At 68.8% G+C, this 19751-nt stretch carries 25 protein-coding genes; 9 read left to right on the forward strand and 16 right to left on the reverse strand.

Going from position 1 to position 19751, the window contains the following annotated elements; genetic code table 11:
- Positions 1-17 precede the first annotated feature (17 nt).
- Both ACFWMR_RS14400 and add read right to left on the reverse strand, forming a co-directional pair.
- A complete protein-coding gene (locus tag ACFWMR_RS14400; protein WP_378378661.1) occupies positions 18-863 on the reverse strand; it encodes a lytic transglycosylase domain-containing protein in 846 nt (281 codons plus the stop codon).
- Between the two features lie 69 nt (positions 864-932).
- On the reverse strand, positions 933-1907 hold the full coding sequence (add, locus tag ACFWMR_RS14405) for an adenosine deaminase (protein ID WP_378378662.1): 975 nt from the start codon (positions 1905-1907) through the stop codon (positions 933-935).
- Positions 1908-2059: 152 nt separating this feature from the next.
- Here add and ACFWMR_RS14410 point away from each other — a divergent pair, with 152 nt between their 5' ends.
- A complete protein-coding gene (locus ACFWMR_RS14410; protein WP_093936308.1) occupies positions 2060-2278 on the forward strand; it encodes an antitoxin in 219 nt (72 codons plus the stop codon).
- A gap of 5 nt (positions 2279-2283) precedes the next feature.
- Here ACFWMR_RS14410 and recQ read toward each other — a convergent pair whose 3' ends face one another.
- The 3 genes from recQ to ACFWMR_RS14425 are packed head-to-tail and all read right to left on the reverse strand — an operon-like array spanning position 2284 to position 5361.
- The gene (recQ, locus tag ACFWMR_RS14415) at positions 2284-4116 is read right to left on the reverse strand and encodes a DNA helicase RecQ (protein ID WP_093936307.1); all 1833 of its coding nucleotides are present in this window, start codon (positions 4114-4116) and stop codon (positions 2284-2286) included.
- A 48-nt stretch (positions 4117-4164) separates the two neighbouring features.
- The gene (locus ACFWMR_RS14420; protein WP_378378663.1) at positions 4165-4995 is read right to left on the reverse strand and encodes an SMI1/KNR4 family protein; all 831 of its coding nucleotides are present in this window, start codon (positions 4993-4995) and stop codon (positions 4165-4167) included.
- Between the two features lie 9 nt (positions 4996-5004).
- The gene (locus ACFWMR_RS14425) at positions 5005-5361 is read right to left on the reverse strand and encodes an ArsR/SmtB family transcription factor (RefSeq protein WP_093936305.1); all 357 of its coding nucleotides are present in this window, start codon (positions 5359-5361) and stop codon (positions 5005-5007) included.
- 99 nt (positions 5362-5460) lie between these two features.
- On the opposite strand from ACFWMR_RS14425, the gene ACFWMR_RS14430 reads away from it, so the two are divergent.
- On the forward strand, positions 5461-5973 hold the full coding sequence (locus ACFWMR_RS14430; RefSeq protein ID WP_378378664.1) for a mycothiol transferase: 513 nt from the start codon (positions 5461-5463) through the stop codon (positions 5971-5973).
- A gap of 57 nt (positions 5974-6030) precedes the next feature.
- Positions 6031-6594 (forward strand): hypothetical protein, encoded by a 564-nt coding sequence (locus ACFWMR_RS14435; protein WP_244199814.1) that lies wholly within the window; start codon positions 6031-6033, stop codon positions 6592-6594.
- Here ACFWMR_RS14435 and ACFWMR_RS14440 read toward each other — a convergent pair.
- The 3 genes from ACFWMR_RS14440 to ACFWMR_RS14450 all read right to left on the reverse strand — a co-directional run bounded on the left by ACFWMR_RS14440 (position 6591) and on the right by ACFWMR_RS14450 (position 8286).
- Entirely contained in the window at positions 6591-7463 is an 873-nt protein-coding gene (locus ACFWMR_RS14440) for a hypothetical protein (RefSeq protein WP_378378665.1), read from the reverse strand. The two genes, ACFWMR_RS14435 and ACFWMR_RS14440, sit on opposite strands and share 4 nt — an antisense overlap.
- 194 nt (positions 7464-7657) lie before the next feature.
- A complete protein-coding gene (locus tag ACFWMR_RS14445) occupies positions 7658-7972 on the reverse strand; it encodes a hypothetical protein (RefSeq protein ID WP_378378666.1) in 315 nt (104 codons plus the stop codon).
- Complete coding sequence (locus tag ACFWMR_RS14450; protein ID WP_378378667.1) at positions 7969-8286, reverse strand: PfkB family carbohydrate kinase; 318 nt, start codon at positions 8284-8286, stop codon at positions 7969-7971. The genes ACFWMR_RS14445 and ACFWMR_RS14450 overlap by 4 nt, the downstream gene beginning before the upstream one ends.
- A gap of 523 nt (positions 8287-8809) precedes the next feature.
- Between ACFWMR_RS14450 and ACFWMR_RS14455 the strand changes: the two genes are divergently transcribed.
- The gene (locus ACFWMR_RS14455; protein WP_378378679.1) at positions 8810-9760 is read left to right on the forward strand and encodes a hypothetical protein; all 951 of its coding nucleotides are present in this window, start codon (positions 8810-8812) and stop codon (positions 9758-9760) included.
- Here ACFWMR_RS14455 and ACFWMR_RS14460 read toward each other — a convergent pair.
- From ACFWMR_RS14460 to pdxR, 4 genes are all read right to left on the reverse strand, one after another.
- Positions 9750-10376, reverse strand: a complete 627-nt coding sequence (locus ACFWMR_RS14460; protein ID WP_378274869.1) for a TetR/AcrR family transcriptional regulator — start codon at positions 10374-10376, stop codon at positions 9750-9752. The genes ACFWMR_RS14455 and ACFWMR_RS14460 overlap by 11 nt on opposite strands.
- Before the next feature lie 93 nt (positions 10377-10469).
- A complete protein-coding gene (locus tag ACFWMR_RS14465) occupies positions 10470-10778 on the reverse strand; it encodes a cupin domain-containing protein (protein WP_378378668.1) in 309 nt (102 codons plus the stop codon).
- 36 nt (positions 10779-10814) lie between these two features.
- Positions 10815-11258: a single-stranded DNA-binding protein gene (locus tag ACFWMR_RS14470; protein ID WP_093936299.1), complete on the reverse strand. Its 444-nt coding sequence runs from the start codon at positions 11256-11258 to the stop codon at positions 10815-10817.
- A gap of 152 nt (positions 11259-11410) precedes the next feature.
- Positions 11411-12838, reverse strand: coding sequence for a MocR-like pyridoxine biosynthesis transcription factor PdxR (gene pdxR, locus ACFWMR_RS14475; protein WP_378378669.1), 1428 nt, complete (start codon positions 12836-12838; stop codon positions 11411-11413).
- Between the two features lie 80 nt (positions 12839-12918).
- Here pdxR and ACFWMR_RS14480 point away from each other — a divergent pair, with 80 nt between their 5' ends.
- Positions 12919-14187 carry an MFS transporter gene (locus ACFWMR_RS14480; RefSeq protein WP_378378670.1) on the forward strand — a complete coding sequence of 423 codons (1269 nt, stop codon included), beginning with the start codon at positions 12919-12921 and terminating at the stop codon, positions 14185-14187.
- On the opposite strand, the gene ACFWMR_RS14485 is transcribed toward ACFWMR_RS14480, so the two are convergent.
- Positions 14092-14499: a hypothetical protein gene (locus ACFWMR_RS14485; protein ID WP_378378671.1), complete on the reverse strand. Its 408-nt coding sequence runs from the start codon at positions 14497-14499 to the stop codon at positions 14092-14094. The genes ACFWMR_RS14480 and ACFWMR_RS14485 overlap by 96 nt on opposite strands.
- Before the next feature lie 41 nt (positions 14500-14540).
- A complete protein-coding gene (locus ACFWMR_RS14490; RefSeq protein ID WP_378378672.1) occupies positions 14541-14933 on the reverse strand; it encodes an NUDIX hydrolase in 393 nt (130 codons plus the stop codon).
- Between the two features lie 78 nt (positions 14934-15011).
- Between ACFWMR_RS14490 and ACFWMR_RS14495 the strand changes: the two genes are divergently transcribed.
- Positions 15012-16169: an epoxide hydrolase family protein gene (locus tag ACFWMR_RS14495; RefSeq protein WP_378274860.1), complete on the forward strand. Its 1158-nt coding sequence runs from the start codon at positions 15012-15014 to the stop codon at positions 16167-16169.
- Here ACFWMR_RS14495 and ACFWMR_RS14500 read toward each other — a convergent pair.
- On the reverse strand, positions 16162-17208 hold the full coding sequence (locus tag ACFWMR_RS14500; protein WP_378378673.1) for a winged helix DNA-binding domain-containing protein: 1047 nt from the start codon (positions 17206-17208) through the stop codon (positions 16162-16164). The two genes, ACFWMR_RS14495 and ACFWMR_RS14500, sit on opposite strands and share 8 nt — an antisense overlap.
- Entirely contained in the window at positions 17205-18197 is a 993-nt protein-coding gene (locus tag ACFWMR_RS14505; RefSeq protein WP_378378674.1) for a cation diffusion facilitator family transporter, read from the reverse strand. Before ACFWMR_RS14505 ends, ACFWMR_RS14500 begins: the two co-directional genes overlap by 4 nt.
- Before the next feature lie 75 nt (positions 18198-18272).
- Here ACFWMR_RS14505 and ACFWMR_RS14510 point away from each other — a divergent pair, with 75 nt between their 5' ends.
- From ACFWMR_RS14510 to ACFWMR_RS14520, 3 genes are read left to right on the forward strand one after another with little or no spacing between them, the layout of a single operon-like run.
- On the forward strand, positions 18273-18644 hold the full coding sequence (locus ACFWMR_RS14510) for an ArsR/SmtB family transcription factor (protein WP_093936292.1): 372 nt from the start codon (positions 18273-18275) through the stop codon (positions 18642-18644).
- A gap of 19 nt (positions 18645-18663) precedes the next feature.
- Positions 18664-19041 (forward strand): DUF6153 family protein, encoded by a 378-nt coding sequence (locus ACFWMR_RS14515; protein WP_378378675.1) that lies wholly within the window; start codon positions 18664-18666, stop codon positions 19039-19041.
- Positions 19042-19088: 47 nt separating this feature from the next.
- Complete coding sequence (locus tag ACFWMR_RS14520) at positions 19089-19676, forward strand: DUF305 domain-containing protein (protein WP_378378676.1); 588 nt, start codon at positions 19089-19091, stop codon at positions 19674-19676.
- The last annotated feature ends 75 nt before the right edge of the window (positions 19677-19751 follow it).

Below are 19751 nucleotides of genomic sequence, written 5' to 3' on the forward strand. Positions count from 1 at the left end.
CTTCGGCTTGTAAGACTTCAGCGCGGCGCCGGCGCCGGGTCCGGCTTCAGCGCCGCCTTCCCGTACGCGTCGGCGTTGCTGAACACTTCCTGCCCGTACTGGGTGGAGTTGTTGTAGGTCAGCACCGCGGTCCACCAGCCGGTGGGCTTGGCGAGGTCGCCGCCCCGCGCGCACATGTACCGCGCTGTCGTCAGCGCGGCGTCGTCGATGTTCTGCGGGTCCGGCGCGGCGCCGTCACCGCTCGCGCGGACGCCGTACCGCTTCCAGGTGGCGGGCAGGAACTGCATCGGCCCGACCGCCCGATCCCATTTCGCGTCGCCGTCGAGGGCGCCCTTGTCGGTGTCGACGACCGCCATCACGCCGGGGGAGCCGTCGAGCGGGATGCCGATGATCGGCGGCGTCACGACGCCGTCCTCGCCGGCGCGGGAACCGTCGTGCCGGGCGTGCTGGGATTCGGTGCGGCCGATCCCGGCGATGGTCGCCCAGGTGATCTTGCAGCGCGGGGTGGTCTTCGCGGTCTTCTCGGCCGCGTTCACGTACGCCCGCAGCGTGCGCGAAGGGATGTCCGTGTTCTCCGACACCTTCGCGATCCAGGCTTCCTTCGAGGCCTCGGCAGGCAGCGGTCCGGCGTCGCCGGGGATCGCCGAACGCGGCTCGGGAGTGAGCGCGGGCACGGTGAACACCGGTTTGACCGGTACCGGGTCGCGGCCGTTGAGACTGACCGCGACCCAGACGGCACCGGCCATCAAGGCGCCCACGACCAGCAGTGAGAGCATCACGCAGCCGCGCGGGCCGCGTTTCCTGGGCGGAGGCTGCTGCCACTGGTCCATGAGGTCCAGCGTCGAACGGGACGAAGCGGTCACCGGACCCACCGTACGGGACGTTTGTGGAGATCCTGTGTGGCGCGCTGCCCGGGTGAGCCGGACCACCCTTCAAGCGAGCCAGGTGTCGATCTCCGCGTGGATCGAACGCTTCAGTTCGGCGGGCGCGAAAGACGCGTCGACGGATGCCCGGGCGAGGCCGGCGAGCGCGAGGTCGTCGTAGGCGAACGCCTCCCGCGTACGCAGGAATTCGTCGGCCAGCGTCGTCCCGGTGATCGACGGGACATCGGTGCTGAGGGTGACCTCGAGCCCGGCGTCGACCAACCGGGGGAGCGGGTGCTCCTCGAACGACGGCACGAGCCCGAGCGTCACGTTCGACGACGGGCAGACCTCCAGCGCGATACCGCGTTCCCGCACCTCGGCGACCAGGGCGACGTCCTCCAGGATCCGGATGCCGTGGCCGATCCGTTCGGCGCGTCCGACGTCGAGGGCCTCGCGGATACTGTCGGGGCCGGCGTCCTCCCCGGCGTGGTGGATCAGGCGCAACCCCGCCTCCCCGGCTTCGTCGCAGATCCCGGCGAAAGGCGCGAGCGGGTACTTCTCCTCCCCGGCGAGGCCGATCGCGAACACCCCGTCCCCGGCGTACCGGCGGGCTAGGTCGAGCGTGAGCCGCGCGCGTTCGACCGACCGGCGGCGCGAATGGTCCAGGATCACCCGCCAGTGGAGTCCATGCTCGGCCGCCCCCGCCGAAAGTCCTTTGAGGACGGACGCCAGCGGCATGTCCGGCTCGCCCAGCCGTTCGCCGTGCGACGCCGCGGTGAAGGTGACCTCGGCGTAGCGGACACCTTCGGCGACCTGGTCCTCGCAGAACTCGCGCGCCACCCGTTCGAAGTCCTCCGGCCGCTGGAGACACGATCGAAGGAGCCCGTTGTAGTCACCGAACGCGCGGAACCCATCGAACACGGGTTGTTCCGCGGGGACGTCGACGCCGTTCGACTCCCCGAGGTCACGGAGCGTGTCCGGCCGGATCGTGCTTTCGAGGTGGACGTGCAGATGCGCCTTGGGCAACAGCGAAAGATCCCGCATGAGCCCGAACTTAGCGGCCGCCGTCCTCGCCGCGCGCCCCGTTTTCCGGCACCTGGTATCCGAAATGAGTGATTTGGCACGCTGCGGGGAACCCAGGGGCCATCACCGGTCGTTGTGCAGGCAACCAGACGACCCCGAGGAAAGGGACCATCGTGGCTCTACTGCGGAAGTTGACCGCCCTGGCCGGCACCGCCGGGGCCGTGCGTGCCTACGTGCGCAAGAACCCCGAGAAGGTGTCCAAGGCCGTGAACAAGGCCGCGACCTTCGTCGACCACAAGACCAAGGGCAAGTACCACAGCCAGATCGACGGCGCGGTGCGCAAGGTCGACGGGATGACCGGACGGCCGCCCCGTCGCCCCTACGAGCACTGAGTCATCTAGGCGTCGGCGAGCGTCTCGAGGATCTGCTCGCCGTACTTCGCGAGCTTGTTCTCGCCGACGCCGCTGACCGTTCCCAGCTCCTGCAGCGTGGCGGGCCGTTTGGTGGCGATCTGGCGCAGGGTCGCGTCGTGGAAGATCACGTACGCGGGCACTCCCTGCTCCTTCGCCGCCGCGGCTCGCCACGAACGCAGCAGTTCGAACACCGGCGCCGCCTCGGCAGGCATGTCGGCGGCCGCGGCCTTCTTCGCGCTGGACCGGGCCGCGGCCTTGGCCGCCCGCTCCGGCTCCCGGCGCAGCTGGACCTTCCGCTGCCCGTTCAGCACCTCGGCGCTGCCCTCGGTCAGCACGAGCGAGCCGTAGTCGCCCTCGACGGCGGCGAGCCCCTGCGCCAGCAGCTGCCGGACCACGGCCCGCCACTCGGGCTCCTTCAGCTCCGTGCCGATCCCGAAGACCTTCAGCGAATCGTGCCGGTGCTGGGTCACCTTCGGCGTCGACTTGCCGAGCAGGATGTCGATGATCTGTCCCGCGCCGAACTTCTGCCGCCGCTCGTTCTGGAGCCGGACGATGGTGGAGAGGAGCTTCTGCGCCGGGATCGTGCCGTCCCACGTCTCCGGCGGCGCCAGGCAGGTGTCGCAGTTGCCGCAGGGCTCACTCCGCTGCCCGAAGTAGGTCAGCACCTGCACCCGGCGGCATTCGACCGTCTCGCACAGCGCCAGCATCGCGTTGAGATGGGCGCTCTGCTGCCGCTTGTGCGCGTCGGATCCCTCCGACATGTCGATCATCTTGCGCTGCTGGACGACGTCCTGGAGGCCGTACGCCAGCCACGCCGTCGACGGCAGGCCGTCGCGGCCCGCGCGCCCTGTCTCCTGGTAGTAGCCCTCGACGGACTTCGGCAGGTCCAGATGCGCGACGAACCGTACGTCCGGTTTGTCGATGCCCATGCCGAACGCGATCGTCGCGACCACGGTCAGCCCGTCCTCGCGCAGGAATCGCGACTGGTGCTTCGCGCGCGTCCGCGCGTCCAGCCCGGCGTGATAGGGAACCGCCGGAATCCCGTTCTCCACCAGGAAGTCCGCGGTCTTCTCCACCGAATTGCGGGACAGGCAGTAGACGATCCCGGCGTCGCCCTTGTGCTCGGTGCGCAGCAGCTCCAGCAGCTGTCGCTGCGGCGAGTTCTTGCCGACGATCCGGTACTGGATGTTCGGCCGGTCGAAGCTCGCGACGAAATGCCGCGCGTCTTCGAGGTTGAGCCGGGACGCGATCTCGGCGTGCGTCGTCTTGGTGGCCGTGGCGGTGAGCGCGATCCTCGGCACGTCCGGCCAGCGCTCGTGCACCGCGGACAGCATCAGGTAGTCGGGCCGGAAGTCGTGACCCCACTGGGAGACGCAGTGCGCCTCGTCGATCGCGAACAGCGAGATCTTGCCGCGGTCGAGCAGCCGCACCGTGGATTCGACCGAAAGCCGTTCCGGGGCGAGGTACAGCAGGTCCAGCTCACCGGCGAGGAACGCGGCCTCGACCTTGTTCCGCTCGGTGTAGTCCTGGGTCGAGTTGAGGAATCCCGCGCGCACGCCGAGGTTGCGCAGGGCGTCGACCTGGTCCTGCATCAGCGCGATCAGCGGTGAGATGACCACGCCGACCCCGGGCCGCACCAGCGCGGGGATCTGGTAGCACAACGACTTCCCACCGCCGGTGGGCATGAGGACGAGCGCGTCACCGCCTGCGATGACGTGTTCGACGATCGCGTGCTGGTCACCGCGGAAGTCGTCATAGCCGAAGACGCGGTTCAGCGTTTCGAGGGCTTCCGAGGTACCTATGTCGGGGGCTGCCACCCGGACGATTCTAGGGGCGGGGTCCGACAGTCGACACGGCCGCGCACCTCAGCGCGGGATGTCCCAGTCCAGCGCCCGGTTTTCGGTGACGACCGGCCGGTAGCCGTGGATGACCGGCCCCCCGGTTTCGAGCGCTGTCGCGGTCTGCTCCAGCAGTTCGGTCAGGGTGGGCGGCCAGCGATCGAAACTCACCGATCCCTCGTGGTCCCACTCGCCGAGCCGCCCGGTGGCGGTGCGCTGGTCGAGGAACAGGCCGTCGCCCCCGCCGTTGACGGCGATCGGCACGAACCGCCCGTGCCACCAGTAACCGACGCTGTCGTCCGACCCGCTCGAGTTCAGCACCTCGCACATGACCTTCGCCTGGCCTTCCAAGGTTTCCGCTGAGGCGAGGTGGTGGAACGGTGGAAGGGCGAAACTGTCGCCTATACCCGAAACGCCGTCGTGCCGCAGAAGGGACGCGACGAGTTCGGCGGGGAAGGCGACGCCGCTACGCTGTTGGGCTTCGGTGATCCGTGCGATCGTCGCCGGCGGGCGGAGGGTCGCCGCCGTCGTCGGCGCCTTGGCCTTGAGCCAGCGTTCGACGCGGTCCCAGGCGGCGTTCACCCGGCGGGTAGTGGCCTCGGGAACCGGGTCGAGTTCGGCGGGACCCTGGCCGAGACGGCAGCCGCTGTCGACGGTCAACGTCGGCCGCGTCGTGGGAATGGGCGCGGCGGTCGAGTACGACGGCGTCTTCGGTGTGCTGATCGGGGCCTGCTCGGCCGAGAGCCAGCCCATACCGTCGGATTTCCCGCGCCGCATCGTGACCGCGAAGACGAGCCCCAGCACGATGACGACGCTCGCGACGGCGATCACCACCGCGCGCCCCCACTGCTTGCGCATGGGGAGAGCTTAGGCGCTGTCCTGGTCCTCCTCGGCGGCCTTCCGGCGTTCGCGACGGCCGCGCGCGATTTCGGTGGCGAGCGCGTCGAGCGGACCGGTCCAGAACCGCCGGTACTGCTCCAGCCAGCCGTCGATCTCCTTGAGCGGGCCGGGATCCACCGAGTACAGCCGTCGCGCGCCCTCGGCGCGGACCGTGGTGAAGCCGTTTTCGCGCAGGACACGCAGATGCTGGGAGACCGCGGGCTGCGAGATGCCGAATTCGGCGCGCACCACCGTGGTCACGTCGCCGGAACTCAGTTCCCCGCCCGTCAGCAGCTCCAGGATCCGGCGGCGCACCGGATCCCCCAGGACGTCGAACGCGTGCATCCGGCAACTATCACGGCCTGGGCTTATATAAGTCAAGGGTGCAAGGCAGGGGTCACCTCGCGGTGGCATCGTGGACGGGACACACCGGAAGGGGAATCGATGAAACTGGCCGAAGTGGTGGCCGACGGATTCGGCCGCGTCCAGGAGGTCGTGCACGGATCCGTCGAGGACCTCGACGCCGGGCAGCTGGCCTGGAGCCCGGCACCGGGCGCGAACACGATCGCCTGGCTGGTCTGGCATCTGACCCGGGTGCAGGACGATCACATCGCCGGCCTGATGGGCACCGAGCAGCTCTGGACCTCGCAGGGCTGGCTGGACCGGTTCGCCCTGCCGTTCCCCGCGGCCGACATCGGCTACGGGCACCGTCCCGAGGACGTCGACGCGGTCCGGGTCGACTCCGCCGACCTGCTGACCGGGTACTACGACGCGGTGCACGAAGCGACGGCGGCCTGGGCCGCGGGCCTCGGCGAGGACGACCTCGACCGGATCGTCGACGACGCCTGGGACCCGCCCGTCACCCTCGGCGTTCGCCTGGTCAGTGTGCTTTCCGACGACCTCCAGCACGCCGGGCAGGCCGCGTACCTCCGAGGGCTCGTACTGCGCGATACGTAGCCGAGGTGCCGCTCCTCGACGGACGACGGAAGCCTCGCCCGCCGGAAAACTGGGCGCATGAGTACCTCCACAGTGCGGCGACCGCCGATGACGCTCAGCCCGCGGTGGCGGAAGTTCGTCCTCGTCGTCCATGTCGTCTCGTCGCTCGGCTGGCTCGGGATCACCCTGGTGAACGCGGTCCTGACCTTCACCTCCGTGTTCACCGAAGACGCCCGGCGTCAGCACGCGGCGATCTTGATGATGGACCAGATCGGCGGTTACCTCCTGGTGCCGGTGAGCCTGACCGCCCTGGTCAGCGGGATCGTGCTCAGCGTCGGCACGAAATGGGGACTGGTCCGGTACAAGTGGGTCGCGATCAAGCTCGTCCTGACCCTGATCGCGACCGGGTTGACGCTGTTCTCCCTGCTGCCGGGGCTGCGTGAGCTGGCGGCGGCGGCCGAGTCCACTATGGATGGTGTGCTGGTACCGGCGGGCCGCCGGGTGGACGGGTTCTATCCGATCATCGTGTCCTCGACGATGTACCTGACCATGACCGTGCTTTCGGTGTACAAGCCCGGCGGGAAGACGGCTCATGGACGCCGGGTGACCGCGACACGGGCCCGCGAACGTCAGCCCGCCTAGAACTGCTTGAGCGCCTCGTCGATCCGTTCCGCTTCGGCGCGCAGATCGTCCAAGACGGTCTGCGCGGCGGTGGTCTCGTCGTTCGCACTCTCTTCATCGAGTTCGGCGTCGGCGAGCCGCCGCCGGAGCTCGTTCGCCTTCTCCGTGGCTTTCTCGGTGCGGCGCTCGGCGCGGGCGAGGTCGATTTCGGCCTGTTTGCAGGCCTTCACGAGATCGGCCGCCTCGCGCCGGAGTCGATTGAACTCCGCAAGTCGTTTCTGTTCGAGTTCGGCCTCTTCGCGGGCCTTGGCGATCCGCTCCTGCTCGGCCTTTTCGGCGGCTTCGCGCTTCGCTTTCCGCCGGTCGTCCAAATGCGACACGGTGGCGGGCTTTTCCCGCTCCGGCGCGGGTTTCTCGCGCTTCGGCCGCGGGATGAACCCGGTGGTCAGCCACTGGTCGCCGGTGCTGTCGGCGCCGCTGCTCAGACGACCGGCCAGAGCCAGCGCGGCCACTTCGGGATCGGCCACGACGGCTTCGAGGGTCGCTTCGACTTCGCGGGTGACAGGCTCGCTCATCGAGCGCTCGCCCTGGAGGATCCGGTTCACCAGTTCCTGACGCCGCCGGGTGAGCTTGCGCAGTTCCGCGCCCGCCAGCGCCGAATGCGCCTTGCGCAGGTCGTCACCCAGTCTGGCCAGCTCCGCCAGCTCCGGGGAGCCAGCCCGGCGATTGAGGATCGTGGCCGCGAGGGTGGGTTTCCGGAGCGCGCGGATCCGCTCGGCCAGCGCGGCTTCACCCGCGGCCTTGGCCTCTTTCGCCCGCTGGTTGCGCACCGGTACGAACTCGGCCGGATCGCCGGCGTAGAGCTCGTCCGCGACCTCGTCGAAGTCCATCGTCCTCCGCAGGAGCAGTAGCCGGTCAGTGCCGGATCAAGTGTCTGTCACGTCCGTCGATGATCCCACGAGACTGCGGAGCTTTCAGCTTTTCGGGGATATCCGGTCACGTTCCACTCTCGCCTCGACGACCCGCTCGGCTTTGTGGACGTCGGGTATCGAATCGGCGGCGCCGCCGGACGACTGCGAAGCGCTCATGGCGGCGCAAGCCGGACGCCAGTTCTTCGGTGCTCAGCTGTCGTAGGCTTCCGAAGCTCCCGGCGGGTGCCGATCAAGAAGTCGATGCCCTTGAAATGGTCATAAAGCGCCCTGGGATTCTTCACCGGAGGAGACGGCCGGACGACGGCGAGAGGTTTGTTCTCCGATCCGCGCACCGCGCGCAGTGTGGCGCCGGTGGTGTCGAGTGGCTGTTCGAAGGTGAGCACGACCGCATCCGACGATTCGAGCGCGCTCCGTAATCTCGCGGTGTGAAAGTCAGTGGGGACCAGGCGGACCCGTTTCCGGTTCATCCACGAGAGGTACCTTCCCCATCCGGGAGGGGCATGAGCACCGCCACGACCGGTGACATCGCGTTCGGTGTGATCTTGACCAGCTCCGTGCTCAGCCCTTCACGATCCAGGTAGCCGGTCAGCTCCCGGCCCGGTGTGTCGTTCCCGATCGCGGTCATGAGCTGCACGTTCATGCCCATCCGTGCGTTCGTCACGGCGCGGACGAGGCCTTTCCCTCCGGGATGCGTCTCGTACGTCTCCAGTTCCGCCGACGCCCCGGACTCGGGGAGGTGGTCGGTGACGTAGACCTGGTCCATCACCGCGGAACTGATCACCGTGAGCGTCGCCCCGAGCCATTCGTGGATCCGGTCTCACAGCGGCACCACCGCTCGCGGCGTTCGCCGACGTCGGCGGCGTAGAGCGAGGCGAGCTCCTGACGGCCGGGGAGCCGTTCCGCGAGCAGGCCGTGTGAAGCGCGGCGTCGACGATCGCGGGTCCGGTCCTGGTTCGCAGCCGGGTCGATGCGGTCCGGACCGCGTCGGCTTTGGGAATCGGGCCACTCATGGATTCACGGCTCCGTTCGGATCAAGGCCGCCGGCGGGTCTTCGGACGTCCATGGCCGGCGCCACTACGGCGATTGGCGGAGTTCGGCGGCGAATGCCGAGAGGCGAAGATCCGTTCTGGGCCACCGTGTGCGCCTAGCGTATCGGCTCCCTCGGAGACACCCGCCGGACCGGTGAATCCGGATTGCCCGGAGCCGGTCGGCCCAACGAAAGATCGGCACTTTGGAGGTGGCGCCCTCTCGACGGCGGAACAACGATGAGCACCAGGGGGAACCATCGGCCGCTGGAGGAACGAATGTCCGTCACCGAACGCGTTCCCGTTACCCCACAAGCGAATTTCCTCGGTTCCGGACCGTATCCGGAGTATCGGTGGCGAGTGGTGGCTTGGTCCGTCCTCGCCGGTTTCGTGCTGACGATCATCTGGTCCGCGCCCTTTGTGGACAGTGTGATCGGCGACAGTGTCGCCAACACCCTCCTGGGGCACAACGCCAAGGAGACCCCGATCGGCGGTGTCCTCGCCGGGACGCTCTTCGCGTTCGTCTCGGGACTCGCCGGAACCTTCACCGCGTGCAACATCGCAGCCTTCGGTGCTGTCGCCCCGCTTGTCGGCGGAGAGACCTCCGGGCGGCCGAAGTTCGTCGACACCTTGAAGCCGCTGGGCTGGATCGCGACGGGGATGCTGACGGTTTCCGTGGTGTACGGCGTGATCGTCGCGCTCGTCGGCACGCGGATGCCGCAGTTCTCGACCGCTTCGTCGCCGAGCGGCCTCACCCCGCGGAACATCCAGTCGATGATCGTCTACGGCGTGATCGGGATCGTGTTCATCGTGCTGGGGCTGGCTTCCGTCGGTATCGTCCGCAACCCGATCGCCGGGCTCACCCGCCGGTTCCCGCACGCGCCGCTCGTCCTGATGGGCGCGCTCATCGGCGGGTTCCTGATCGGCAGGCCGTTCCCGCTGTTCCGGATGATGTTCCGCAGCGCGGCCGAAAGCCACAATGTCTTCTACGGTGCCGCCGCGTTCGCCCTCCAATCGGTCGGCAACATCCTGGTCATGGCGTTGTTGTTCCTGCTGCTCACCCACGGCACGGGCGGGCGGTTGCAGCGGTGGATGCTCGCGAAACCCGCCAGGATCGCCGTGGTGACCGGCGCCGCGCTGATGGTCGCCGGCACGTTCACACTGCTGTACTGGGATCTGCGTGTGCTCGGCCGGACCGGCGTCATCTGGTATCCGACCGTCAAGTGGTGAAAAGCCGCGCCAGCACCTGCCCCACCGAGTCCTGAAGGCACCTCGCCGCGTCCTCCCGGCCGGCGAGGTGTTTCAGCAGCCCTTGCTGGAACAGGCCGTCGAAGAGCGCGTACGTCGTCGACGGGGCGAGATCCAACGGCTTGCCCAGTAGTTCCGCGTACCGGGACACGACTCGCCAGATCATCAGTTCGAGTGTCTCGTCGATGGCGAGCACATCGGTCTGGAACAGCTTTTCGAACAGGCTCTGGTTGCGCAGGTCGTACCAGAGCCGATGAAGCCGGGCGTTCTCGCGCAACGTGCTCGCCGTCGCGGCGCCGAAGGCCAGCTTCAGTTCTTCGGCGGTCTCCGAAGTCTCGACTATCCGGTCGTACCGGGTGACGCATTCGGCCTTGTACTGCTTGACGCAGTAGGTGATCAGCTCGGCCTTGTTCCGGAAGTAGTAATGCAGTACTCCGTGGGAGAACTCGGAGTTCTGCGCGATCTCCCGCAGGCTCGTGCGCGCGTAGCCCAATTCGGACAACGTGACCAGCGCCGACATCGCCAGCTGCGCACGTCGCTGATCGAACCTGTCCACCTGGCGGGTTTCGTCACCGCTGCGGTCCGCCACGTCGGTCACAGTTCCCGGTTCCCGTCGCCTCGGGTGCCCGCCGACCACGAGCACGTCGTCGGATTCTAGCCCGGGAAAGGGTTTTCTTGCGGCCGACAGAATTTATTCGAGCCACTCGGTGACGAACCGGTCGCTTTCGTGGATGTGGACGGCCTCGTAGGTTTCCGGACCGATAACGGCGAACTTGTGCGGAGTGTCCGCGGGAACGACCAGGACTTCGCCCGCTCCTCCTTCGCGTTCGTCGTCACCGATGGTGAACCTGGCCCGGCCGCGGATGATGACGAACGTCTCGCGGTACGGATGCTGGTGCAGCCTCGGTCCGGAACCGTCGACGTCGGTGCGTTCGCGGATGATCGAGACGCCGGAACCGATGTCGCGGCCCTCGACGTTTTCCAGGGTTTCAGTGGCCATTCCGCCACCCTGACCCCGGCCGCGCGCGCCGTGGGGTCAGAAAGGAGGCTCCGGACTCCCCGCCGTCACGGGCGTTCGCTCCCACGCGCCGTCCGACGGGGCGCCACCCGAACTCCGGCCCGCCTTGCTCACCTTCGCCTTGGCATAGCGCAAGGACGGGCCGATCTCATCGACGTCGAGTTCCACCACCGTGCGTTTCTCGCCTTCCTTGGTCTCGAACGATCGCTGTTTCAACCTGCCCTGCACGATCACCCTGGTGCCCCGGGTGAGTGATTCGGCCAGGTTCTCCGCGGCCTGTTTCCACAGCGAGCAACGCAGGAACATCGGGTCGCCGTCGCGCCATTCCCCGCTCGCGCGGTCCAGGACGCGCGGCGTCGACGCGACCGTGAAGTTCGCGACCGCCGCTCCCGACGGGGTGAACCTCAGCTCCGGATCGGTCGTCAGGTTGCCGATCACCGTGAGCACCGTTTCTCCGGCCATGGGACTTCCTCCTCGCTATGCGCTCGGGCCCGGCCGGGCCCGTTGTCGCCTGTGAAGAGGAGACCACCGGGGTACGACAGTTTCCGGCGCCCCGCGGCGGTCGGATCCCATGAAAGGACCGTTCAAGACCCGAAGTGCGCTGAATCCACCTGTCAGGACACCCCGGCAGCCGAAAAGCAGCCCCGGAGCCGAGAGAGCCCTTCGTCGATCCGATCGGAACCGACCAGCCCGTAACCGATCACCAGTCCGTCGCGCGTTCCCCCGTACGCGGACAGGCACTCGACCGCCACTCCGGCCCGCGCCGCTTCCGCGACGACACTGTCGACAGTGACCGTCGCATGTGGATGGACCAAAGCGCACAGATGAAGCCCGGCACTCGACGGGACGACTTCCAGCACGTCCCGCAGTTCGCCGTGGACGAAAGCCAGGATCCGTTCTCTCCGCACCGAATACTCCCTGGTCGCCTTGCGTACGTGACGGGCGAGCAGGCCCTCGTCGATGAAGCTCGCCAACGCCGCCTGCGTGACGAGGTCACCGTGCCAGTCCATCAGTTGCTTCGCCTGCCGCAGCGCCGGTCGAAGCGACGCGGGCGCGACGAGAAAACCCAGCCGCAGCAACGGAAGCAGGGTTTTCGAGAACGACCCGACGTAGAGCACCCTGCCGTCGCGGTCCAGGCTCTGGAGCGGTTCGAGCGGCCGATCCGAAAACCGGTACTCACTGTCGTAATCGTCCTCGACGATCACCGCGTCGTTCCGTTCCGCCCACGCCAGCAACGCCGTCCTCCTGGCGAGCGACATCGGCGTGCCGAGCGGGAACTGGTGCGACGGCGTCGTGTAGATCAGGCGGGTGCCCTTGACGAGGGCGGTGACATCGAGGCCTTCGGCGTCCACCGGCACTTTCACGACCCGGGCGCCGAGAGCCGTGAAGAGCCGCTCGGCCGGGGGATAGCCGGGATCCTCGACGGCGACCCGCGTTCCGGGTTCGATCAGCACGCGACCGATCAGGTCGAGGGCCTGTTGCGCGCCTTGGGTGACCAGGACGTCTTCGCCTCCGGCGCGCACCGACCGGGAAGCGCCGATGTGCCGGGCGATCGCCACCCGCAGCGCTTCGAGTCCGGCGGGGTCGGCGTATCCCGAAGGCGGCAGCAACGAAGGGCGCAGTGCCTGGCTGACCAGCCGCCGCCAGGTCCGCAGCGGAAAGAGGGCGGGATCCGGAACGCCGACGCGGAAGTCGAAGTCAGGAGCGGGCCGGTCGTCGCCGAGCGGGGCCGGAAGCGATCGCCAGCGGGCGATCGGCCGCACCCCGGTGCCCGACGGCGCGGCACGCGTCGTCCGTGCCACGGGATCGGCGCTGACGAACGTCCCGCGTCCGACGTGGCTTTCGAGGAAGCCCTCCGCGGTGAGCCGTTCGTAGGCGACCGCGACGGTGTTGCGCGATACGTCGAGCTCGCGGGCCAGTTCCCTGGTCGGCGGCAGGCGTTCGCCGGAGCGCAGGCGACCGTCGAGGATACCGTCGCGGAGCTGGCGGTAGATCCGCGCGGCCAGGTCGGTATGACCGTCGAGGCTGATGTGGAACGGCACGCCGCGAGCCTATATTGGCCCAATCGAAATGCACGGCATTGGAGCTGGGATGTGGCCAATCCGGCGCCTAACTTGAGTCCATGGAGTCCACGAAGAGACTGGCCTTGGCCCAGCTGATCAGCTCCGTCGGCGACGGCGCCTACTACGTCGGCTCGGCCCTATACTTCACGCTGATCGTCGGGCTTTCGCCCGCGCAGGTGGGCCTCGGCCTCACCGTGGGCTGGGCGGTCGGCTCGGTGGCCGGCGTCGCGCTGGGACACGTGGCGGACCGTCGCGGGCCGAAGGGCACGGCCGTTTTCCTGGGACTCGGCACCGCCGCCTCGGTCACGGCGTTCCTGTTCGTCGGCTCGGCCATCGCGTTCGTGATCGCGGCCTGCGTCTACGCCTGCTTCCAATGCGGTCTCGGCGCGGCGAGGCAGGCGTTGCTGGCCGGCCTGATCGACCCGGCCGAACGTACGACGTTCCGTGCCCGGTTGCAGGCGATGTCCAACGCGGGCATCGCGATCGGCGCGGCACTCGGCGGGGTCGCCTTGGCACTCGGGACACGCGAAGCCTTCCTGACCGTCTTCGTCATCGACGCGCTGGCGTTCGTCGTCGCGGCTCTCGTCCTTCGCAAGGTGCCTTCGGTGTCGCCGGTGCCCGTGAAGACCGGAGAGCCGTCCGTGGCGGTTCTCCGCGACCGCCCGTACGCCTTGCTGGCGCTGCTCAACATGGTCATGTTGCTTTACATGCCGCTGTTCAGCCTGGTCCTGCCGCTGTGGATCTCGACCAGGACCGCGGCCCCCGGCTGGCTGGTTTCGGCGATGCTGGTGCTCAACACGGCGAGTGTGGTCGTCTTCCAGGTGCGGGTGGCGCGTGGCGTGACCGGTCTGCGCAGCGCCTCACGCTACGCCCGGTACGCGGGACTGCTCCTCTTCTTCTCCTGCCTGATCTTCTCGTTCTCCGCCATGAGCAGTTCCGCTTGGACGGCGGCGCTGGTCCTGCTCGCGGGAGCCGCGTTGCAGGTGGTGGGGGAGATGGCGCAGGCGGCGGGCTCGTGGGAGATCGGGTTCGGCCTGGCTCCTGAGGGCAAGCAGGGCCAGTACCAGGGACTTTTCGGTGCCGGGACGGCCGTCGCCCGCATGCTCGGCCCGGTCCTGCTGACCGGTCTGATCCTGGTGGGCGGCGCGCTCGGCTGGGTGGTGCTGGGCGGGCTGTTCCTGCTGGCGGGCACGCTCACCACACCCGCCGTTCGCTGGGCGGAGCGGACCAGGTCACTGCGGCGTGAACTTGAGGACGGCGGCGCCGCCGCCCACGCCGAGGAGTTTGATCGCGAGGTCGTTGTAGGTCAGCTCGCTGCCCGTCCATAACTTGGCCTTGAAGTCCTTGCCCGTGCCCGAGGCCTCGCATTTGCCGGAGCAGGATCCGCCCTGTCTCTTCCCGATGCCCTTGGCGATCAGCATGACGGTCCCGGCGTCGACGGCCTGCACGGTGACGGATTCGACGTTGGTCCGCTCGGGAAGCGCCACTTTGGCGCCCACCCGCGCGCTCACTTCGCAGAGACCGTCGGCACAGGCGGCCAGATCGGCGCCGTCCGCGGGTTTCGGGGGCTCGGGCGCGTCCGGACCGCAACCCGCCACCAGGGCGAGAACGGCGAGCGATGCCAAGGCGCGTCGGAGCATCGGGGCAGCGTAGAGCGGTCCATTCGGGACGGGTCCCGGAATCAGCCCTCGAGTGCTTCGCGAAAGTGCGCCGCGAGGCCGAGCTCCGCGGCTTCTTCCCGGGTGCACCAGATGAAGGCGTCATGCTCCTCGGGATCGAGCACGACTTCGCCCGGTTCCTCTTCGGTGAGCGTGTACACCGTGGCATGGATCCGCATCGGCCTGCCCTCGACGTCGTCCCAGCTGTGGGTGCCGCGTTCGCCGGTGACCCGGACGGTCAGACCGGTCTCCTCGGCGAACTCGCGGACCACGGTCTCGGCGGGCCGCTCGCCCGGCTCGACGGTCCCGCCCGGCAGTTCCCAGTTCCCGTCGAGGAAGGACCCCGGCCGCCGCCGGATGAACAGGAACTTCCCGTCGCGGATGAGCCTGCCGTACGCCAAGTACTTGTCCGTCACCCGCGCATCCTCCCGTATCCGGGAAGTCCTCCCGATCGAGGACCGAACCTGTCCGCAATGGCTCGTAGCTTAGGCGTCATGGAAAACACCGAGATCCGCCCCTTCCGCGTCGACGTCCCCCAGGAGCAGTTGGACGACCTGCACGCGAAGCTCGCCAGCGCGCGCTGGCCGGCTCCGCTGCCCGGCGACGGCTGGGACACCGGAGTGCCGGTGGCGTGGCTGCGCGGACTCGCCGAATACTGGCGCGACGGCTACGACTGGCGCGAGGCCGAACGCGAGATCAACCGCTTCCCCCAGTTCACCACCGAGATCGACGGGCAGAACATCCACTTCTTGCACGTCCGCTCGCCCGAAGCCGACGCGACGCCGCTGATCCTCACACACGGCTGGCCGGGTTCGGTCGTGGAATTCCTGGACGTCATCGGTCCGCTCACCGACCCGAAAGCGCACGGGGGCGACGCGGCTGACGCGTTCCACCTCGTGATCCCGTCGCTGCCCGGCTTCGGTTTCTCCGGCCCTGTCTCGGATTCCGGCTGGACCATGCCGAGGATCGGCCGCGCCTGGGCGGAGCTGATGCGGCGGCTCGGCTACGAACGCTACGGCGTACAGGGTGGTGATCTCGGTGCTTCCGTGTCACCGGAGGTGGGCCGGTTCGCGCCGGACAAGGTGATCGGCGTGCACGTCAACGGCGGGCTGACGCCGATGCCCCCGATGTCGCTGTCGGAGGAGGAACTCGCTTCGCTGACCGACCTCGAACGCGACCGCGTCCGGCGGATCGGGGCTTTCATGCGGGAGGAGTTCGGGTACATCGCGATCCAGTCGACGCGGCCGCAGACACTGGGCTACGGGCTCGTGGACTCTCCGATCGCGCAGCTGGCCTGGATCATGGACAAGTTCCGCGAGTGGACGCATCCGCGCCCGACGCTGCCCGAGGAGATCATCGGCAGGGACCGGTTGCTGACCAACGTCATGTTCACCTGGCTCACCGGCACGGCGGCTTCGTCCGCGTACGTCGGCTACGCGCAGGCGGAAACCTGGGGAGCGGTCGAGAAGAATTCCGGCGTGCCGACGGCGGCGCTGATCTTCGCGCACGACGTCGGGATCCGGCGGTATTCGGAGGACGCGCACACGATCGTGCGGTGGACCGACGTCGATCGCGGTGGCCACTTCGCGGCGATGGAGGAGCCCGAGATCCTGGTCGCGGACGTGCGGGAGTTCTTCCGGTCCCTCAAATGACGAGGACGGCCGTTTCCCCGAGGAAGCGGCCGTAATCGTCCACTTCGGACTCCAGTCCGGAGATGGCGGCCCGCGAAAGCGTGGCGAAGGGCTCGACGACGACCTTCGTCTGCTTCGCGGTCCGCTTGGTGGTCCAGGTTCCGGCGATCCTGCCGTCGACCAGCACGGTGGGCGCGATCATCCCGCCACCGGCGTTGACGCGCTTCGCTTCGGCCGGGTCGAGGAGCAGATCGCGGTCGCGGTAGCCCAGCAGGTAGGTGTCGAAGGCGCCGAGCAGGCACGGGGGACACGGGGAAGCGGACAGCCCGGTCTCCGAGAGAGCGAAGCCGCCGCCGGCGGGCACGAGATCCAGCGCGTCGAAACCCTTGCGGCACAGACCGAGCGGGAGCCCGGACCAGGCGGCGAAGTCTTCGACGGTCGCGATGCCGTACGCGGACAGATACCGATGGGCGAGTTCCGCGAGAGGTTCGTCCGGGGTGTGATCCCCGGTGGTCCACTCGTCGAGGAGTACGTACGTCGGTTCCGCGCCGTCGTCCTGGCCTCGGCAGAGCAGGCCGCGGTTGGCCGCGTACGCCAGGAGATGGGCCGGCGCCTGGGACTTCGCGTCGAGGACGACGCCGTCGGCCGCCAAGCCGTCCAGGATCTCGCGGCGGGTGAGTGCCTTGCCGGGCAAGAGATCCTGGAGGCGCTCCAACGCGCGCTCGCAGAGTTCGTCGGTGAGGTCCAGCTGTCTGCGGCGTCCTTGCCCCGCCTGGGCGTTGCGCGGACCGAACAGCCGGTTCAGCCAGCGGAGGTCCGCCGTCGGCACCAGGTGGAGCGTCTTGCGCATCAGCCAGGTGCGCGAGACGGCCCGGGACATGTCGACGTCCGGCGCGGTCAGGCCCCGGCTGCGGGCGCGGATCGCGAGCCTGGCGGCAGGACTCGACTGCGCCTGGATCGCGGCGACCGACCGGGTCACGGCGACAACGTCGGCGGCCGGGGCGCCGAGCAGCTGCGCGTGGGCGCGGACGGCGCGGATGTCGTTGTCGGACGGCGTCACCCGCTGACGATCTCATGAGCGTGCGCCGGTTCGGTGTGCACGACCGCCTCCGCGAGCCGCGGCAGGACCTCTCGCAGCCGGTCCTCGACACGATGGGCCAGGTGATGTGCCTCGGTGACGGTCAGCCCGGACTCGACCGACACGGCCAGTTCCGCGCGGAGGCTGTGCCCGATCCAGCGCATCCGCAGGTCCCGCGTACCGAGCACGCCGGGGACTTCGGCGGCCGCGCGTTCGGCGCGATCGACGTCGGCCGGGTCGACGGCGTCCATCAGACGGCGGAAGACCTCCTTGGCGGCGTCGCGCAGGACGAACAGGATCGCGACCGTGATGGCGAGGCCGATGATCGGGTCGGCCAGCGGGAAACCGAGCCCGACGCCGACGGCGCCGAGCACGACCGCGAGTGAAGTGAAGCCGTCCGTGCGCGCGTGCAAGCCGTCCGCCACCAGCGCGGCGGACCCTATTTCGCGGCCGACGGTGATGCGATAGCGGGCCACGAGTTCGTTGCCCGCGAAGCCGATCACACCCGCCGCGGCGACCACCCACAGATGCCGGACGGGGCGAGGATCGAGCAGCCGCTCGACAGACTCGTACCCGGCGAGGAAGGCGGAAGCGGCGATGAGCAGCACGACGAGCACACCGGCGAGGTCTTCGGCACGCCCGAGCCCGTAGGTGTAGCGGCGGGTCGCGGCGCGGCGGCCGAGCAGGAAGGCGATGCCGAGCGGGACCGCGGTCAGCGCGTCGGCGAAGTTGTGGATCGTGTCGCCGAGCAGCGCCACCGACCCGGTGACCAGCACGAGCGCGAGCTGGGCGACGGCGGTGACGAACAGGGCGGCGAACGACCAGATCAGCGTCCGGACGCCGCGTTTGCTGGTCTCCAGCGCGGTGTCGACGCGGTCGGCGCTGTCGTGGCTGTGCGGGGTCAGGAGATGGCGGAGGCGGCCCTTCCGCGGCTGCTGGCCGTGACTGTGTCCATGGCCGTGTCCGGTCATTTCCCGCCTCCTTGGTTCACTACATGCGCAGTCATGCAGATACGCAGGCAGAAGGGTAGCGGGTATCCTCCCGGCATGCACGAGTCGGTCCCGGATTTCGAGATGCCCACCGAGGAGCAGGTCCACCTGGCCGCGGAGACGTTCCGGCTGCTCGCGGATCCGACGCGGGTCAAGGTCCTCTGGGCGCTGCTGCAAGGCGAGTCCTCGGTCGCGTGTCTCGCGGACCTGGCGGGGGCGGCGCCGACGGCGGTCAGTCAGCATCTCGCGAAACTGCGGCTCGCGGGGCTGGTCAAAGGCCGCCGCGAAGGGACGTTCGTCTACTACTCGGCGGCCAACGACCACGTCCGCGGCCTGCTCGCGCAGGCGTTGTTCCACGCCGACCACATCGATCGCGACATCCCCGCCCTGCATTCGGCCGGGAAACCCCACCGGCCGGCGGCGCGCTGAATCCGGCTACGGTGGAGCCGTGACCCAGTCCTCGTACCCGGCCGCCTTGCGGTGGCTGTTGTTGTGCGTGGTGGCGCTGGGACTGGTCGGCATGCATCACGTCACCGCCGGATCCGGTCACGGCGCGGGACACGAGACCGCCGCCGTCGCGATGGCCGATCCCTGTTGCGCGGATACGCCTTCGCACGACGGCGGTGGACACAGTGGACTGCACCTGTGTCTCGCGGTGCTCGCCGCGGCCGTGCTGCTGATCGTCACCTGGCTGCTCGTCCGGAATGGACGGACGGTGGCGCCGTGGAAGTCTCGGCTTGGCGGCGGTGCGGCTTCGGGCCGTGATCCGCCGCGCTGGAGACCGGTACCGGAGAGATTGTCGTTCCTCTGCGTGTCGCGGGTGTGACAGGCGAGTTCGTCTCGCCCTGCCCGAAAACGACCTGAGGAACAACCATGACCAGCAGGAAACTGGTCGGGGCGGCCCTTGCCGCCCTGGCCTCCTTCGCCGTGCTCACCGGCTGCGCGAGCTCGGACACCGCGTCCGGCGGGCACGACATGTCCACGATGAAGGCGCCGGATCCCGCGCAGGCCGGGCACAACCAGGCCGACGTCACGTTCGCGCAAGGGATGATCCCGCACCACGAGCAGGCGCTCACCATGGCGAAGCTCGTCGACGGCCGCACCCGCAACGCGAAGGTCGTCGACCTCGCCGCGCGGATCAAGCAGGCGCAGGACCCGGAAATCCAGCAGCTGACCGGTTTGCTGAAGGGCTGGGGAGTGGCGCCGTCGGGCGGCCACTCCGCGCACGGCTCGATGTCCGGCATGATGACCGAGGACGATCTCGCCGAACTCGGCAAGGCCAAGGACGCCGCGTTCGACAAGCAGTGGCTGGAAATGATGGTCAAGCATCACGAAGGCGCGCTCGCGATGGCGAAGACCGCGTTGCAGCAGGGTAGCGACGCCGAGGTGAAAGCCTTGGCACAGAAGGTGATCGACGGTCAGCAGGCCGAGATCACCGAGATGCGCGCGCTGCTGAGCTGAGTGGGACGGTGGCGCGGGGCGGGGGCCAGCGGCGCCCGCCCCCCCCCCGCCGGGAATGCCCCCCGGGGGGGCATC

It is taken from the genome of Amycolatopsis thailandensis (genome assembly GCF_042723255.1).
Lineage (GTDB): Bacteria > Actinomycetota > Actinomycetes > Mycobacteriales > Pseudonocardiaceae > Amycolatopsis > Amycolatopsis thailandensis.

What these genes read in the sequence shown, in the direction of transcription:
- ACFWMR_RS14425 (WP_093936305.1), bottom strand. Translation starts at nt 5,361, where the DNA reads ATGCACGCGTTCGACGTCCTGGGGGATCCGGTGCGCCGCCGGATCCTG.
- ACFWMR_RS14465 (WP_378378668.1), bottom strand. Translation starts at nt 10,778, where the DNA reads ATGGCCACTGAAACCCTGGAAAACGTCGAGGGCCGCGACATCGGTTCC.
- ACFWMR_RS14435 (WP_244199814.1), top strand. Translation starts at nt 6,031, where the DNA reads ATGAGTACCTCCACAGTGCGGCGACCGCCGATGACGCTCAGCCCGCGG.
- ACFWMR_RS14485 (WP_378378671.1), bottom strand. Translation starts at nt 14,499, where the DNA reads ATGCTCCGACGCGCCTTGGCATCGCTCGCCGTTCTCGCCCTGGTGGCG.
- ACFWMR_RS14505 (WP_378378674.1), bottom strand. Translation starts at nt 18,197, where the DNA reads ATGACCGGACACGGCCATGGACACAGTCACGGCCAGCAGCCGCGGAAG.
- ACFWMR_RS14440 (WP_378378665.1), bottom strand. Translation starts at nt 7,463, where the DNA reads ATGGACTTCGACGAGGTCGCGGACGAGCTCTACGCCGGCGATCCGGCC.
- ACFWMR_RS14470 (WP_093936299.1), bottom strand. Translation starts at nt 11,258, where the DNA reads ATGGCCGGAGAAACGGTGCTCACGGTGATCGGCAACCTGACGACCGAT.
- ACFWMR_RS14430 (WP_378378664.1), top strand. Translation starts at nt 5,461, where the DNA reads ATGAAACTGGCCGAAGTGGTGGCCGACGGATTCGGCCGCGTCCAGGAG.
- ACFWMR_RS14510 (WP_093936292.1), top strand. Translation starts at nt 18,273, where the DNA reads ATGCACGAGTCGGTCCCGGATTTCGAGATGCCCACCGAGGAGCAGGTC.
- ACFWMR_RS14495 (WP_378274860.1), top strand. Translation starts at nt 15,012, where the DNA reads ATGGAAAACACCGAGATCCGCCCCTTCCGCGTCGACGTCCCCCAGGAG.
- ACFWMR_RS14420 (WP_378378663.1), bottom strand. Translation starts at nt 4,995, where the DNA reads ATGCGCAAGCAGTGGGGGCGCGCGGTGGTGATCGCCGTCGCGAGCGTC.
- ACFWMR_RS14480 (WP_378378670.1), top strand. Translation starts at nt 12,919, where the DNA reads ATGGAGTCCACGAAGAGACTGGCCTTGGCCCAGCTGATCAGCTCCGTC.
- ACFWMR_RS14520 (WP_378378676.1), top strand. Translation starts at nt 19,089, where the DNA reads ATGACCAGCAGGAAACTGGTCGGGGCGGCCCTTGCCGCCCTGGCCTCC.
- ACFWMR_RS14445 (WP_378378666.1), bottom strand. Translation starts at nt 7,972, where the DNA reads ATGAACCGGAAACGGGTCCGCCTGGTCCCCACTGACTTTCACACCGCG.
- ACFWMR_RS14455 (WP_378378679.1), top strand. Translation starts at nt 8,810, where the DNA reads ATGTCCGTCACCGAACGCGTTCCCGTTACCCCACAAGCGAATTTCCTC.
- add (WP_378378662.1), bottom strand. Translation starts at nt 1,907, where the DNA reads ATGCGGGATCTTTCGCTGTTGCCCAAGGCGCATCTGCACGTCCACCTC.